This is a genomic window from Chroococcidiopsis thermalis PCC 7203, assembly GCF_000317125.1.
In the GTDB taxonomy this organism is placed as follows: Bacteria; Cyanobacteriota; Cyanobacteriia; order Cyanobacteriales; family Chroococcidiopsidaceae; genus Chroococcidiopsis; species Chroococcidiopsis thermalis.
Genome location: NC_019695.1, coordinates 1,309,091 through 1,324,427, shown reverse-complemented (window position 1 = coordinate 1,324,427; position 15,337 = coordinate 1,309,091). Strand labels below are relative to the sequence as shown.

Here is a 15,337-nt window from a genome sequence, read left to right as displayed (position 1 = left end):
GGCTGGTGACTAGCGGCTAGAATCTTGTCTATTCACTAGCCACTAGTCACTAGTCACTCTCTACTGATAACTGTCAGATGATTTTCAACCAATCGGAGTTCGATCTGCGCTGTGAATGGGGAATCGGTGGTGTGATGCAACTGGCTCCTATTAGCGATGTAGTTGTGATTGTGGATGTTTTATCTTTCTCTACTTGCGTAGAAATTGCTACGAATCGAGGAGCGATAATATTTCCTTATCGCTGGCAAGATGATACAGCGATCGCCTATGCTCAGTCTGTCAATGCAACTTTAGCAAGTCGTCGGCGTACCCCTAGCGCTGGATATTCTCTTTCTCCCTCATCCCTAGATCGGATTCCTGCGGGGACGAGATTGGTCTTACCTTCACCTAATGGTGCAACTCTGAGCTTGCAGACAGGAAACACACTAACTGTATCTGGTTGTTTGCGTAACTGTCAGGCGATCGCTGAGTTTGCTCAAAGCTGCGGTACGCAAATTGCCGTGATTCCAGCTGGGGAAAGGTGGGAAGATGGGAGTCTGCGCCCCAGCTTAGAAGACGCGATCGGTGCTGGCGCGATTCTCAGCTATTTACAGGGCAAACCCTCTCCAGAAGCAAAAGCAGCTATGGTAACATTTCAAATGTTTCGCACCGATATCGCATCAGCCTTGAGCCAATGTAGTTCGGGAAAAGAGTTAATTTCTAGAGGATTCAGTGGCGATCTCGAACTGGCGACAGCTCTAAATGTGAGTGAATGTATTCCAATATGCCGCGATCGCGCTTATATTCGGCATATTTGACATAGATCGCGAGTAGAGGCAGACGTGATAGCAATTCTCAATTGCGTGCGTAACATTTGTAGGGGCGCACAGCTGTGCGCCCCTACAGATTGTCTGTTTTACCCAATTGAAAATCGCTATGAAGCGCAAAATTATCTATCTAGCTAGTCCCTATGGATTTTCGCAGCAGCAAAAGACGCTACTTTTACCTCCCATCGTTCGGGCTTTGGAGGCGTTGGGCATAGAAGTTTGGGAACCGTTTGCCCGTAACAATCAAATCGATTTTTCTCAAGCTGATTGGGCGTATCGCGTGGCGCAGGCAGATTTGCAGGATGTGAAAAACTGCGATGGCATTTTTGCGGTTGTCAACGGCACGCCACCAGATGAAGGAGTCATGGTAGAGTTGGGAATGGCGATCGCCCTGAATAAAGCAATTTTCTTATTCCGAGACGACTTCCGGCGCTGTAGCGATAACGAACGGTATCCCTTAAATCTCATGCTTTTTGCTGGCTTACCGGAAATTGGCTGGGAAAATTATTACTATACTTCTGTAGACGAAATCCAGTCTCACGATAAAGCATTGTACAAATGGTTAACAGGAATGTAGACGATCTCTGTAGCACATAAAAATTTGTAGGGACGCACAGCTGTGCGCCCCTACGGATCGTGATACCTTTTATCCTAGTTTCACGGTTGAAATATCGGTTCTTCAACGACAGCAGCCCGTGCAGATGCAAAACGGGAAGCGGGAGAACGGAACAATGCCTGAAAGTAAGACTGTCGCTGTTCGCTTGGTTCTGGGGCGTAGTCCCATAGACTTTGGTAAAAGAAGAAAGCTACTCCCAAACCGCGATCGCGTGTAGCCCTCACTTGTGCTTGAATTCGTTGCATTGGCACTGGATCGTTTCTCAAACCCGTAAGAATACCGATACCAGTGGGAATCTTTTGTTGTACCTCTTGAATTTCGGGGCGGGCAAGTTGTTGGAGAAAACTTTGCAGTTCGGGACGGTAGACTTGCACGATCAGTTCGTCAACAATCCCTTTGCGCACCCATGTTAGCCAGTCTTGCAGGTGAAATTTATAAGCAAAGTCGTAGTAGTTGGGGGCGACGGCAAAAATTGCTTTGGGCTTGCTTTGCTTAACTGTTTGATTGAGTTGAGTCATGAATGCCGTAATTTTGTCAGCCCGCCACCGCATCCACGCTGTATCGCCAGGATGGGCTGGACTGTGCTTGGTTTCCTTCTTGTACAGAGCCACCGTATATTTGTCATAGCCAAACTCGCGCGGTAAACTCATGTGGTCGTCAAACTGAATCCCATCGACATCGTACTTAGTCATAACCTCCCGTACTAGTGCGGTGATGAATTGCTGGACTTCTGGATGGAAAGGGTTGAGCCATACGACCTCACCTGCAACATCAATCGAAGTTTTGCTCCCATCCCGTTTTTGAGTTAACCAGTTAGGGTGTTGTAGTGCTAGTTCTGAAGTAGGAGGAGTCATGAAACCAAACTCAAACCAGGGGACGACGAGTAAACCTTGGCGATGGGCTGTAGCGGCGAGATCGGCTAAAGGATCTTGTCCTTGCAAGCCTTTGCGCACGAAGGTTTGAATTCCTGCTTGTCGTGCTATGTTGCTATCGTACTGGGCGTATCCAGAATTCCAGACGACAGGATAGATGGTGTTGAAGTGCAGCCGCGCTAGTTGGCTGACAGCAGCTTGCATTTTGTCACGGTCGATGAGGGTACTCGTATCGTTATTCGTCATCCACACGCCGCGAATTTCCTCAAAAGGCTGCTGGGCGATCGCCGGAGGTGAAATACTATTCGGTATTGTTAGGGCTAACAATGTACCTAAAAGTAAGGCGAAATACTTCAGCGATCGCCACCACTCTCTAAGGATTACGTATGATTTCAAATATAATTTCATAAGCTAGAATCGCCAGCTATGCCAAATTTCACTTTTGGTAGTAGTTCTTGTCTCCACCATCATTTATCAGCATCCAACTCACCATCCGTTGTCATACTGAGAACTATTAAGATTGCGTGAAAATTCATCTAAAAAGAGGCGTTTTTTGCTAGCAAATTGTGATAAAATAAGCGCGACAACCGCAATTTAACTAAGTTCTGCCCTTAGTATTTCAGCAAACATATTTTAGTTTTGATTTGATATTAGCTGTAAATTCAACTTGAAGTTCTGCCAAGGTAAAGCATCCGAGTCAACGTATTTCTTCCTCAAGATGTGTCCGCGATCGTTCTGAGGACAGTAGTGTCCAGATTATCATAGTGGATATGTTACTACAGCTATATTTATTCTCGCACCTATGACAGGGGTTACAAAAAAAGACGCGGAGCGGATGCTGGAAAAGCAGATGGAAGCAGAACGGATGCACGATGTTTTGCTACTGCTGCAAAATTTATCTAACGATCAAGAAGCAACTATTAAATTAATCATCGATTGTCTCTATGATGCGGGTGCAGTTAATCTGATCAATCAAAAGATCCAATTTCGTCCGCTGAATCGGATGACAAAATCAGTAGCGCGGATATCCAAACCAGTATTTAGAAACATAGCGTGGTATTGGTTTAGACGAAACTGCCCGCAATTGATTGTTAATTGGTTACTGATTAAGATTACTTTTCAACCTCAGCGAGTTGCAGTGGCGCTGGCTGAAGATCGACCCGAACCTTTAGTAGAGAATGAACCGCGTCCCGTGTCTCAGAACGAACCCCGTTATCTAGAGCGCGATTTAAATCGGGTAGCAACTCTCGATCGCGAAAATCGCCAGTTACGCCATCAAGTGCGGTTGCTAACAGGGGTTTCTGTTTTAGCGATCGCAGCTTTGGGTATTGCCGTGACCATACCCCATCGTACTCTGGAAATTTTCCCTAGCCGAAAGCAACAACCAGGAGCATCTGCTAAAATTAGCAGTTCAACTGGTGTGACTCTTGAACGAGCTTGTTTAACTGGTAGATTAACGAACTGCGATTTCTCCCCGTCGATACAGTTCGCGGGCAAAGTCAGTCCACATTCCCTGTCCCCAATAGCGGAAACAACTAGTTTCCAACAATAAGTTATACAACAAGGCTTCAAGGTAGTCAGGACGCTGAGTTACCGTCGGATCTTGCTGTACTAATGAGTCATATTTAGCATGAAATGCTGCACTGAGTTGATTCATCGGTGCTAAAACATTTTCGTAGCCTTTTACCCAGCTGAGATCGTTCGTCCAAGACGCACCATCCATGTGAAATTGATGGTCAGTTGCTTTTAATTGGGCGATCGCATTTTCTACTGCTTCTGGATTCGCATTATCTGGATCGACTTGCTGCCAAATTTTGTGTTGATTTGCCGCTTGACAAGCTGGATAATCATCGGGATTAGCGCCAGCAGCCTCAATCAATTCTAAATATTCCGTGCCATTTAGTGCTACGATGCCCGCGTCATTATTGCCAGCATCGCGAATTTCATGATACACACGAAATAAATCGCGGGGATATTCATTCATCATCACGCCGCCATTTTCTCCATCAGCAATTTGGGTTACGAGAGAGGGTACAGTTACGTTACCGATTTGTTGCTTCCCTCGCCCTTTAGCTTCAAAATAAGGCTGCATTTGGGCAACTAATTTCGTATCCGAGCCTTGAGTTTTAATTAGTGCTGTAATACTAATCGTTTCACCCACAGAATTACGCGCTACTAAACGGTTAGGAAGATATTTTTGGTCGTGGTGCAACCCCGTACCATCCAAACGTTCCACTGAATGTTCTTGTACCATCAACCAGCGATAACCGCATTCTTTCAAAGCTTTGATGTATTCAAACAAAGTATCTGGGTGGTTGGGTAAGTGCATCTCAGGAGGAGAAAAACCCTTGACGCGCCGCAAAGCATCATAGCCAAAAACCGCCGCAAAATAATGCTGCCAAGCTTGAATGTGCAGCTTGAGATCGGGAATTGGCGTAGAAGGAACGACAGCATGACTCCACATCGTTCCCAGCCATTCTACATAAGGTTGGTATTGGCGATTGCAAGTTATCCGTTTGAGATTGTTCAGGATATCTTCTCGCCCCATTTGCTGCAATCCCCACAACAAATTACCTGAATAGTCCAACATAATTCGAGGATTGCAACCTTCAGCAATTAACTGCGGAATAAACTCTCCCATGCGTCCGTAGCACCAGGCAAAGACTCCGGCGTTGTGGTTATCCCCATCGTGGGGATGTTCAAACATATATTGCAGATTGCTGATGAGTTCGCCATTACCAGCTGCGGGAATTGTCGGTTGGTGCATGTGCAGGGCGCAAGCAAACCCAGCAGTAAGATTTTCTAAACGTAAATTGGTGGTAGGTAGAAATATAGGTTCGTTGTGGTTCGTTACCGATTTAATTTCCGCCTCCCAGCCGCAAATATTTGGCAACCCCGACCTCGATGCTGCTAAAACAGGTAAGTTTGATATAGCTGTTGCCGTCATAGGATTTTCCTTATCAGTTATCAGGGAGCGCACGATCAGGAAGCAGAGGGGAGAAGAGAGAGTCGCGAAGTTGAGGAAGCAAATCAAAATTCACGCATTAATTCCGAATTCCGAATTCCGAATTCTCCCCACACTCTATACCCTACACCCTTCTTTCTTCAACCACGACAAAATTACCAAAGACGAATGACAAATGACCAATGACAAATCAATTTGGCAAGCTGATTTTTATCGTCGCCCGTGGCAAGATGACACCGGACAGGTATTGTGGGAATTGTTAATCTGCGATGCCGAAGGCGGTATGCTCTTCGACCATGCTACGCAAACGCGAAGCGACCATCGCACGGGGAATTTTCGCTACGAAGCCATATGCCCGCAAGCAGCAGCCAATGCATCGTGGTTGGTAGAACAGTTGCAATTAGCTGCATCTAATTCATCCGAATTTTTTTCGACTACGCCAAAGTCAATCTCCCCTAGCCCCCCTTATCAAGGGGGGTTGGGGGGATCGGAATCTGTGACAGGACAGACAGAATTGGCGTTACCAGATATAATCCAAGTCTTTCGCCCGCAATCTCTCAGTTTAATCGCCACCGCAGGGCAAAAACTAGGTATTACTGTAGAACCAACGCGGCGCACTGGGGCATTGAAACAGTGGTTGCGATCGCGCATACCTCAGTATTCTACCACTGGAGCCTACAACCCCCTTGCTGTAGACAAACCACCCCCCGTCCCCCTACCGGAAAATTTGTGGGGCGATCGCTGGCGTTTTGCGAGTCTACCAGCAAGAGATCTCGAAGCTGCATTTAAGGACCGTCCGCTGCCGATCTTAGACATGCCAGAATTTCTACTTCCCCTAAATTTAGGCTTAGCATCGACAATTGCCGTGCCAGGGATAATAATTTATGGAGGAAGGAAGTCCATGCAGTTAGCCCGTTGGTTGCAAGCAGCGCAGCCGATTGCCCTCAACTACGTTCCAGGCGAATTAGCGGGATTAATTTTAGAAGCAGGGTTAGCAGATCGGTGGGTTGTCGCGACTTTTTCCGATAGTGAGGCGATCGCATCTGCTCAAACTTACGCACAGCGCCAGCAACAGAGTCAAGGTTTGCATTTCTTGTTAGTCCAACCCGATGATTCAAGCGTGACCTATACTGGTTTCTGGCTGTTGCGAGATGAGTAGAAAATCTCCACTGTCATACTTAATTCTCGTACATAAGTATGGCAAAACGTAAACGTAGAGCGGATAACGGCAGTATTACAGTTGAGAATTTCAACTTGAGGGCTAGGTTGAGGTGGACTCACGAGGAAAAACAATACTGCCTAGCTCTTGGTATGGACTACACCAAACAAGCTGTAGCAGTGGGAGAATCCATAGGAGCCAGGATAAGGTTGGACATTCTAGCTAATGACTTCGATTACACTCTCAGCAGATACAAAGCATTACTACCTCATAGCAAGCCCGTAGAGCCACAGAAAGTAGTTGAAGATAGGAATACTCTATCTGATGTTTTCAAGCGCTTCATAGCCTTCAAATCCAAGCAATTATACCACCGCAGCGTCAACCAATATCAAACGCTACTGAATAATTTAGACAAGTCAGGTTTGGGAAATGTACTAATTACTAAACTCGACGTTCCTACAGCTAACAAACTTATAGATTACCTAGCGCAAGACATTACACCAGCAACGCTTAGAGCCAGAATTGGTAAGCTGAGAGCTTGTTTGAGTTGGGCTGGAGTTGACGATAGTAAAAACCCCTTCAAAAAGATTGATATTAAATCCCAGTTAAGAAAACCACCTAAACCTTTTACACAACAAGAGATTCGATCGATTCTTGACGTGTTCGACGCTAGATATCCGCATTACTATAACTACGTTTATTTCAGATTTTGTGTTGGAGCTAGGACAGGAGAAATTAACGCTCTAACTTGGAACGACATTGACTGGGAAGATCGCACAATCACTATCAGTAAATCCCTATCAGCCAAGAGAGAAATTAAACCTACTAAAACTGGATGTAACAGGACAATTGTATTGACAGATGACTTGCTTAACTTACTTAAATCAATGTGGAAACGCGGTAAGTTTGCCCCTACCGATTTCATCTTCACCACACCAGCAAGACTAGCAATCATCGACCACAAGTTTGCTAGAGATTATTGGAGACCAGCATTAGCAATAGCAAAGATTCCCTACCGTAGACCTTACAACAGCCGTCACTCATTTGTAAGTCATGCTTTGAGTATTGGTATCCCTCCAACAGATGTTAGTGCCGTAACTGGACATCACCCCGTTACAATGCTTCAGTTTTATTACGGTCACGTTAAGTCTACTCAATTACCTAAATTGTATTAACAAAAGTAATAAACCCTCACAGGATATCATGTGTTATAGATATGTTTTCGTAGAGTTTCGTATTGTTTTTGTGCAAATCTATCTTGAAGTTTGCTATACTACAAGTAGTTGTTAGCAAGAATAACAAGGAATTAAAGGAGATAGAAAAATGTCAGTTAAGAGTGTAAGCATACCGGATGAATTGATAGCTGCTGTGAATAGAAAAGCTGTGGAAGAGAAGCGTAATTTTTCCAGTGTAGTAACAGAAGTGCTGCGAAAAGAGTTTAGTTCAGTTACGTCTGCCAATAAATCTGCATAGCAAAAAGGGGCAGAGTTCTCAGCTCTTGCCCCCACACGTACAAATTACTTGGAGATAAATTCTAGCGATGGATGGATTAGAAAGACAACGGGCATTATTACCTAAAGAGTTACAGGATAGATTCGTCTACTGCCCTGTAACAGATGAAGAATATGCGATCAGACATCTAGCATCTTTGATGGACAGGTCGTGGAAATATCTCAAGCGCCCACTCAGTTATCACAATTTCAAAGCTGACAAGGAAGAAATCGAACGCAGAGAACGGAAACACCACGAAACAATTATGAGCCTATCACCAAAGATTAGGGGGTGGGAGATTATTGGAGGGGAACGTTGGGTTCAGGAAACATTACGTTCAATTAGAGAAGGAACAGGAGGAGGAGTAATACCTAATTAATCGAAATTAATCCTGCCTAAAAATCAAAAGAGAGGGGTGCTGCTAACATCCCTCCCTTATCGAAATTATCTTTTCCGTACCTTTACATTACGAAAGTTAACCAAACATTACGAAACGCCTTCTAAACATCTCGCAATTGCCTTCTAAACATTACGCAACACTTTTGTAACATTACGTAACCGCTATATCTATTATGAACCACCAAGATAAGTCTGTCCACAATTCCGAAACAAATCCTAACAACGTAGAGCCTGAGACAAATACACAACGATACAACCAGCAGCTAGCTGAGCAATTCTTGAAAGCGTTGGATACTGGTAACTTCACATTTCAGTTATTTGATGATGCCGAAGAGAAAAAACTACCACCAGATACTTTTTACGGTTCCTTCGGGAACTTACAAAACAAATTATCCGAGAATAACGCAAAAGGCTACGGTATATTTGTCACAATAAATCGAACCAAAGGTATGAGACGTAGGAAAGAGGATGTGACAGCTATAAGAGCGCTATTCATCGACCTAGATAAAGAGATACCTCAGCAGTGGCATCTAGAACCGTCTATCATCGTGAAAACTAGCGGTAACAAAGGTCATGCCTATTGGCTCTTGGACAAACCCAGCACGGAGTTGGAAAAGTTCAAGACATACCAAAAGCGACTAATCCACTACTACAAATCAGATATAGTAATCCACGACTTGCCTAGAGTGATGAGATTACCTGGTTACTGGCATCTGAAAGGTGAGCCGACAATGGTTTCCCTCTCCAAGTGCGATTCTGGTGTCCGATACACGCTAGACGAAATAGTTGATGGATTGGAGCCACATCCTGACGAGCTGCCACCAACGAAGGTGGAGCGGAGAAAAAAATCACTAGGTGTTAGCTCCATTAGCGACTTGATTGAGAATGTTAGGAATGCAGAACCGAACAAAGAACGCAATGTTACCTTGAACCGATCGTCATTTGCTATTGGGCAACGTATTGCCAGCAACGATGAGCTAGATGAAGACGAGTTGATAGAACAACTTCTGGAAGCTGCGGAAGATGCCGGACTCTCACAATCTGAAGCTATATCCACGATTCACAGCGGTATTAAAGCAGGGAAGCAAAACCCTATCCAAGTTCGCGAGAAGCAGAATTACAAGTCAGTCGTTATTGACTTGCTGCGCGAAGAATATGACCTGCGATGGAATGAGATGAGCTATTGTGTCGAGGAGTTGAGCGGTAAAGATGTTGATGTTGATGTCATGGAGGTGCAGTTAGCTGAGAAAGACATCCTCATCGGAGCCGACACGATAGGGAGACTAATATCGGGAGTTGCCAAACAAAAAAACTACCATCCGGTTCGCAATTATCTAAATAGCCTCGACTCATCGCTAGCCGCAGATGAAGAGTTTTTGAATACCTTCTGGAAAGATTTATTGGGGGTAGAATCGGAACTGGAATGCATCATCATGACAAAAACCCTGGTAGCTGCTGTGAAGCGAGTAATGGAGCCAGGGTGTGAGTTGGATTTCCTCCCGATACTGCACGGGAAGCAGGGAATAGGTAAAACTAAATTCTTCTGTAGGTTGTTCTCGTCAGACTTCTTCAGAACGTGTGTCAGTGATGGTGGAGACGAACGCAAAGAATTGCTGTCAATGTACAAAGCTTGGTGTATTGAGTGGGGTGAATTTGAATATGCTTACGGTAAAAAAGGCAACTCCGCAACAAAGAGTTTCGTAACCAGATGCATTGATGAATTCGTAGAACCCTATGGACGTGGTAGCAAAGCTCACAAGCGCGGCTTCATCTTGGTAGGTACGACCAACGAAGATGAATTCCTAACTGACCCCACTGGTGATCGTAGATACTGGGTAGTCAAGGTGACTAAAAAAGTTAACCTTGCTGAAATAGAGCAGATGAGAGATGTCATCTGGGCAACTACCTTGAAACTTTACAAAGAAGGCTATTCGGTCATGATGACTGACGAGCAAGAAGCTGCCAGAGCGCAGCACACCCAACAGTTCCGACAGGATGCTCACCCCTGGTTAACTCCAATCACCGAATACCTACAAGGAAATTACTGCTCGGAACATGGTGTAAAGTTCAACCCGTGCAAGACAATCACCACCGATTTGCTCTTGACTCATGCTATTGGTAAACCAGTGGAACGACGCACTCGAAAAGACGAAATGGACGTAGCAACCTGCATGAAGCTACTCGGCTACAACCAAGTTAGAACGACGGTGGATAAAGTCAAGTCTAGGAAATGGGTCAGCGAAACTCAAGTACCATACCAACCTGCTCCAAGTGATTTGAAGCATAAGCTGACTTAAAAAACTACGGGGTTGGTCTAAAAGGTAGGTCTCTAGCCCAACCGGGGGGTCTGCTGAAAGTCTCTCCCAGTAAGCTCTCTAAGCCACGAGACCGACCGACCAACCTTTTTCCCAACTTTTGTAGGAGCGAAATGAATTTACACATGATTACCAAATTCCACAACCAGAGAATATGGTAGTCTTTCTCTTCTCTTACTTTTATCTAAATTATCTAAAATAGGTTGGTCAGGTTGGTATTAGAGGTTATAACCATTGATATATATGGATTTTAAGAGACCAACCTGGGTTGGGGTCAAGACTAACCATAGGTCGGTCTGTTTCTAAATTTCTGTAACACAATTTGATACAAAATTAAGAGGTAGTTATGAAATCTGAACCTGAATCTTACGTATTCGATACTAATGTGTTATTTGAAGAATCCAAGAAACCGCCAGTAATGAAACACTGGGAATATCTTCCAAGTTTGAATGTGTTGCGGTATGCAGCCTACTGCAATTATGAGATCGATCTAGATAGGTGTAACGACTGGGTAGAAATCGTCGATTGGATCTTCCACATCCATCAGACTAAAGATTTTAACCCAGAGGTGTTGAGCGAATTTATCGAGTTCTGTCATTGGTATTTTCCAGACCAAATGGAAGACTTCTATGCTTTCCGAAAAAGGCGATGATGTTAGAGATGCTTCCCGACTAGCTTGATTCTTTTTTGCATCATTTGAGCGAAAATGGCTAGTGCGTTAATATATGCTACTCTTGCTTCCGATTGTGTCTGTGTAATCAGCATCATCAACTCTGGAAAATCATCGTTTTGTGCTTGCGCTACTTGGGTGTATGCAAGCGCTTCTTCTGCTTTTTGCTGAATTACCTTACCGCATTGTTCAATCAGTTGACCGTGTGACAATGCTAATTGGTCGCTACGTTCTTGCAATTTTCTACCCCAATGCTTGACTCGGAGTCCATGTTCTTTCAACTTTAGAGCGTGCTGCTCCAGCGTGCGGGTAGAGATTGCAGCTTCGTGCATGACAAATACGATAATGATTTATAGCAGAAGAATACCTAAATCCTGCAACGACTGGCTTCTATCGAAAGTTGGTAGTACGAATGTTGTATTCATCACTACGAGCGCTCTCGTAGATGAAAGCGGCTGAAAGACTAGCCCATGCTATATCTGTGAGATGCAAGCGTAGGATAGGTGAACAGATTGTGGAACTGAAGGAGGATGGTGTGATAACTCAAGGACACAACAAACATGATGTCGATGTTGACGACAACACTAGAGTGAAACTAGAGCAACTAGGTATTACTCGCGACCAGTCATCCAACTATCAAGCGATGGCTGCAATACCTGAAACGACCCACCATAAAGTTTGTATCTGGGGAGTTTCGTCGAGCCTGTGTTTGATGCGTTAGTCGAAGCAAAACCTCCTGTCTTAGGGCTTGACAGGAGGCAGATAGTAAAGATTTATCTACTCAATTAGATTATCGATCGTGCATGGTGATGGTAACTGATCCTACTAAAAATTCTTAATAGAAACCAAGCTAACGACTATATTGATTACTTTCTCAAGAACAAAGATAAATTGTCGTTAGGAACCATAGTTCCTAATGCTAATTCTGAACAAAAACAGTCAGTAACCGTTGATGCTTCGTCTGCTAATGAGAATAAGGAAGAACAGTTTGCGGCAAGTGCAGATAAGGAACCTGAATTACCAAAACAAAGAAACAAAACGGTTCATGAAAGCCTTACAACGTAAGGTTTTTGGAGAAAATGCAACTCTCAACAAGGTCATGCTTATTGACATAAAGCGTGGCGGGAGCGTCAAGCAACTGAGAAATTTACGCAACCAACACCTGTGAAAGTATTGCTGTGTCTGATGTACAATAATCTATATATGACAAGTCCTATATGAACAACGGCACTTATAGCCGATCGTGGTTCTCCTTCCTTTGGTTCGTAAGCTAGTAGAGCAGTCCTTTTCACCTCCCAGGGCTGCTTTTTGTGTGTCTGTATATATGTGTAGTCGAATATATGTAAAATCACCTCGAAATAAGTTAGGATCGTTCATATATGCAGCAATTTGCAAAATAAAGCAGCAATTTGCAAGAGAAATATGAAAAATCTCAATCATTCAGGTTTAACAGATAGGGAGTTAGTAGCGGTAGCAAAGTTTGTACAAGGGGCGACACCTGGAGAGATTTGTGAAGACTTGCAGATACACCCAACAACGTTAATGCGGTGGCGTAATAAGCCTGCATTTATTGAAGCGATGCGTAAGGGGAGAGATTTTGTATGGAGCATGGTTGCTAACCGTTTGGTAGATGAGTGTCTATCGACTACGGCTGTTGTACGGGAAATGAGGGATTTACCTGTCAATGGTTTTGTGGGGGATACAAAAGTAGCTAATGTCAAACTAAGCGCTTCACGGTTGCTGCTAGAGTATGCCGCAAGATCCCAGGATATAGAGAGCCTTAAAAACCGTTTGGAGGTTGTAGAAGCACGATTAGCAAGTGAAGGTGAAGGAAATGACTACAAGATCTAACCTCAACGAACGCCTCAGTCTTATAGAGAAGCAATTAAACAAACGTCCTAAAAAGATTTCTGCTCTAGAACGTGCCGCACTTGTAGCTGAAGCTAGGAAACTACTTGAAGAATCTCGCAGGTTGAGAAACAAGGAATCAAGGGTGGATGAATTTAACCCAACACAATTGGTTAAGAATTGTCATGGTGTCGAAAGTGTACCGGAATCACTCCCTACACCTCAAGAACCTGAATTATCACTAGACGAATTTGCCACATGGATCGGAGATATGCGCGATGAAGATTGAGATCCCACCACTGGAACTAACACCCGCTGTAACTAGCGGATCGCAACTAGATATCACCTTCAATCAACGCTTGCGGCAGGAAGAATTCGCAAAGTGGCAGGAGTCGATTACTAGTCAGTACGAAGTAGCTGAAGGGTGTCGTCCAGCATCAATATTCGACGCTCTGATCGGACGAATTTACGACCCTAGCCTGGTGTTGGTTAACAAAGGTAGAAAAGTAAAACTGGTTCGTGTTGAAGGGCTTAGACAGCTCAAAACAGAGGGTTGGTGCGTCGTTATTTGCAGATTCAATGCATCTAACAGGAGCAACATCCGAGGTTTCTTGAATGGGACGCTAGAGCGTGCAGCTCCGACACCAGAACAACTCGAACAACGACGAGAAGATTACAAAAAATATGTGGCGATGATGCAAAGAAGTACTCCCGCACTTGCAATTTGGGCTTAATTATATGGACGCACAAGAAAAAGAACTACTACAAGAAATGGTGGGTGAGTTGAGAATCCAGCGTTATAAGCGGGATATAGACCAGTTTGCTAAATACCCACGGTTACAGAAACAGTTAGAGCTGGCACTATTAGGTGAGACAGCAGAGATACGAAACAAGAAGTTAGAAGCACTATTGGTTGACTTACCTGAAGGATTAGCGAGTCAAATAAAAAATAGTTTCTTAGATAACTTCCAGGATTACCGCGAGTTTGTGGAGCAGGGGAAGAAAGAACCCCTCTACCCACCTCGCGATGAGTTTCCAATGGGAGTAACGCAAGCTGTAGATAAGCTGCGATTCGAGCTACACGACCAAGTGCGACGCGATGTAGAGGTTGGTTACTCACACCTAATGGCTGAAGCTAAAGCTAAAGATGCGAAGCTGTCGAAAGGGCTTAATGGGCGATCGCAGACTCAACATCAAGCAGCACTAGAAACACAAATGATTCTTGAGGAGCATAAGAGGCTGGAGAGTCCTGCGATTAGGGATAAATTACTCGCCGAGGAACGACGATTACTCGCGGAGTACAAGCAGAACCAACGCAGTAAATCAAACCCATTACTCCTACCTCATAGCAATGGAGCGAGCGGTGATGGAAAGTGAATTCTCTCCCTACATCACCAGCGCAGACAAGCGGCAGTTCCTGCACCTGTCAGCGATCGAATCTCTAATGCGCAGACGCATTCATTTACTGAAGCTGATTGCTATCAAGTACGAGCCACAGTACATCGAAGAGTTGGATCGGATTGCAGCTTTCATAACAAGCTTGCGCGGATACGTTTACACGGAAGATGCCTTCACCAGCCAAAACCTTGATGGTGTTCTCTATCGTGGTGTCACGTTGGAGCAATTCTTCGGTAAATACTTGAAACCAAACAGTGAGGTAAAGCTATGACACCAGAAGAACAATATCAAGCCGATCAAAGCCGCATTCGTCCCTACGAATCTTACCAAGCTATACTTCGCTACTTTGCGATGAATGCTTCCTGTAGACCTTTAGATGTGTGTAAAGGAAAAGTTACTGAAATAGCTGCATACCACCCAGAAACGAAACAGTTCGCTATCTTCCAGCGCCTAGAATTTGAAACAGCTAAGTTGCTAGGTTGGAAAGCACTAAAACATGGTTTAAACTTTGGTGTTCGTAACCTTGACGAGCAATATCTCTATTCCCTGAAGAATGAGGATGTTCCAACTTATCCCTACGTCAAACAACCTGGAGCATCTCCCTACTAAATCTAATGGGTCTTTTTACCAACCAGCGCCTCAATAGGTATCACTGGACTATTGAAAGAGCTTTTACTCAACCAGTGAGAGGAGGGTGCGAAGATTCCTAGTATCGCTAGCGTATCGATCGATGTCAAGTTAAACCTAGACTCTGCTAAACGTCATATAACGGACTTCGGGCATAGTGGTGGTCGTATT

Annotated in this window: 20 protein-coding genes; 17 read left to right on the top strand and 3 right to left on the bottom strand. The window is 44.3% G+C overall.

The window, feature by feature from the left end:
- The first annotated feature begins 77 nt into the window (after positions 1-77).
- Positions 78-797 carry a 2-phosphosulfolactate phosphatase gene (locus CHRO_RS05860; protein WP_015153264.1) on the top strand — a complete coding sequence of 240 codons (720 nt, stop codon included), beginning with the start codon at positions 78-80 and terminating at the stop codon, positions 795-797.
- 118 nt (positions 798-915) lie between these two features.
- On the top strand, positions 916-1,383 hold the full coding sequence (locus CHRO_RS05855; RefSeq protein ID WP_015153263.1) for a nucleoside 2-deoxyribosyltransferase: 468 nt from the start codon (positions 916-918) through the stop codon (positions 1,381-1,383).
- Positions 1,384-1,463: 80 nt separating this feature from the next.
- Here the strand turns inward: CHRO_RS05855 and CHRO_RS05850 are convergent, their stop codons facing one another.
- A complete protein-coding gene (locus CHRO_RS05850) occupies positions 1,464-2,702 on the bottom strand; it encodes a glycoside hydrolase family 10-like protein (RefSeq protein WP_015153262.1) in 1,239 nt (412 codons plus the stop codon).
- Between the two features lie 394 nt (positions 2,703-3,096).
- Between CHRO_RS05850 and CHRO_RS30285 the strand changes: the two genes are divergently transcribed.
- Positions 3,097-3,846: a hypothetical protein gene (locus CHRO_RS30285; protein WP_015153261.1), complete on the top strand. Its 750-nt coding sequence runs from the start codon at positions 3,097-3,099 to the stop codon at positions 3,844-3,846.
- Here the strand turns inward: CHRO_RS30285 and CHRO_RS05840 are convergent.
- Complete coding sequence (locus tag CHRO_RS05840; protein WP_015153260.1) at positions 3,748-5,241, bottom strand: hypothetical protein; 1,494 nt, start codon at positions 5,239-5,241, stop codon at positions 3,748-3,750. The genes CHRO_RS30285 and CHRO_RS05840 overlap by 99 nt on opposite strands.
- Positions 5,242-5,434: 193 nt before the next feature.
- Between CHRO_RS05840 and CHRO_RS05835 the strand changes: the two genes are divergently transcribed.
- From CHRO_RS05835 to CHRO_RS05815, 5 genes are all read left to right on the top strand, one after another.
- The gene (locus CHRO_RS05835; protein ID WP_015153259.1) at positions 5,435-6,418 is read left to right on the top strand and encodes a Tab2/Atab2 family RNA-binding protein; all 984 of its coding nucleotides are present in this window, start codon (positions 5,435-5,437) and stop codon (positions 6,416-6,418) included.
- 38 nt (positions 6,419-6,456) lie between these two features.
- On the top strand, positions 6,457-7,593 hold the full coding sequence (locus CHRO_RS05830; RefSeq protein WP_015153258.1) for a tyrosine-type recombinase/integrase: 1,137 nt from the start codon (positions 6,457-6,459) through the stop codon (positions 7,591-7,593).
- Positions 7,594-7,958: 365 nt separating this feature from the next.
- Positions 7,959-8,288 carry a hypothetical protein gene (locus tag CHRO_RS05825; RefSeq protein WP_015153256.1) on the top strand — a complete coding sequence of 110 codons (330 nt, stop codon included), beginning with the start codon at positions 7,959-7,961 and terminating at the stop codon, positions 8,286-8,288.
- Between the two features lie 193 nt (positions 8,289-8,481).
- Entirely contained in the window at positions 8,482-10,605 is a 2,124-nt protein-coding gene (locus tag CHRO_RS05820; RefSeq protein ID WP_015153255.1) for a virulence-associated E family protein, read from the top strand.
- A 364-nt stretch (positions 10,606-10,969) separates the two neighbouring features.
- A complete protein-coding gene (locus tag CHRO_RS05815) occupies positions 10,970-11,275 on the top strand; it encodes a hypothetical protein (protein WP_015153254.1) in 306 nt (101 codons plus the stop codon).
- Positions 11,276-11,277: 2 nt separating this feature from the next.
- Here CHRO_RS05815 and CHRO_RS05810 read toward each other — a convergent pair whose 3' ends face one another.
- A complete protein-coding gene (locus CHRO_RS05810) occupies positions 11,278-11,625 on the bottom strand; it encodes a hypothetical protein (RefSeq protein WP_015153253.1) in 348 nt (115 codons plus the stop codon).
- Between the two features lie 182 nt (positions 11,626-11,807).
- On the opposite strand from CHRO_RS05810, the gene CHRO_RS05805 reads away from it, so the two are divergent.
- From CHRO_RS05805 to CHRO_RS05770, 9 genes are all read left to right on the top strand, one after another.
- The gene (locus CHRO_RS05805) at positions 11,808-12,014 is read left to right on the top strand and encodes a hypothetical protein (protein ID WP_181824279.1); all 207 of its coding nucleotides are present in this window, start codon (positions 11,808-11,810) and stop codon (positions 12,012-12,014) included.
- Positions 12,015-12,338: 324 nt separating this feature from the next.
- Positions 12,339-12,461, top strand: coding sequence for a hypothetical protein (locus CHRO_RS34230; RefSeq protein ID WP_281168628.1), 123 nt, complete (start codon positions 12,339-12,341; stop codon positions 12,459-12,461).
- 254 nt (positions 12,462-12,715) lie between these two features.
- Entirely contained in the window at positions 12,716-13,144 is a 429-nt protein-coding gene (locus tag CHRO_RS05795; RefSeq protein ID WP_015153251.1) for a hypothetical protein, read from the top strand.
- The gene (locus CHRO_RS05790) at positions 13,128-13,430 is read left to right on the top strand and encodes a hypothetical protein (RefSeq protein WP_015153250.1); all 303 of its coding nucleotides are present in this window, start codon (positions 13,128-13,130) and stop codon (positions 13,428-13,430) included. Before CHRO_RS05795 ends, CHRO_RS05790 begins: the two co-directional genes overlap by 17 nt.
- Positions 13,420-13,875: a hypothetical protein gene (locus tag CHRO_RS33705; RefSeq protein ID WP_015153249.1), complete on the top strand. Its 456-nt coding sequence runs from the start codon at positions 13,420-13,422 to the stop codon at positions 13,873-13,875. Before CHRO_RS05790 ends, CHRO_RS33705 begins: the two co-directional genes overlap by 11 nt.
- Positions 13,824-13,928, top strand: a complete 105-nt coding sequence (locus CHRO_RS35030) for a hypothetical protein (RefSeq protein WP_425394283.1) — start codon at positions 13,824-13,826, stop codon at positions 13,926-13,928. The genes CHRO_RS33705 and CHRO_RS35030 overlap by 52 nt, the downstream gene beginning before the upstream one ends.
- Complete coding sequence (locus CHRO_RS05780; RefSeq protein ID WP_015153248.1) at positions 13,880-14,518, top strand: hypothetical protein; 639 nt, start codon at positions 13,880-13,882, stop codon at positions 14,516-14,518. Before CHRO_RS35030 ends, CHRO_RS05780 begins: the two co-directional genes overlap by 49 nt.
- Complete coding sequence (locus tag CHRO_RS05775) at positions 14,493-14,810, top strand: hypothetical protein (protein WP_181824278.1); 318 nt, start codon at positions 14,493-14,495, stop codon at positions 14,808-14,810. Before CHRO_RS05780 ends, CHRO_RS05775 begins: the two co-directional genes overlap by 26 nt.
- On the top strand, positions 14,807-15,148 hold the full coding sequence (locus CHRO_RS05770) for a hypothetical protein (protein ID WP_015153246.1): 342 nt from the start codon (positions 14,807-14,809) through the stop codon (positions 15,146-15,148). The genes CHRO_RS05775 and CHRO_RS05770 overlap by 4 nt, the downstream gene beginning before the upstream one ends.
- Positions 15,149-15,337: the final 189 nt, after the last annotated feature.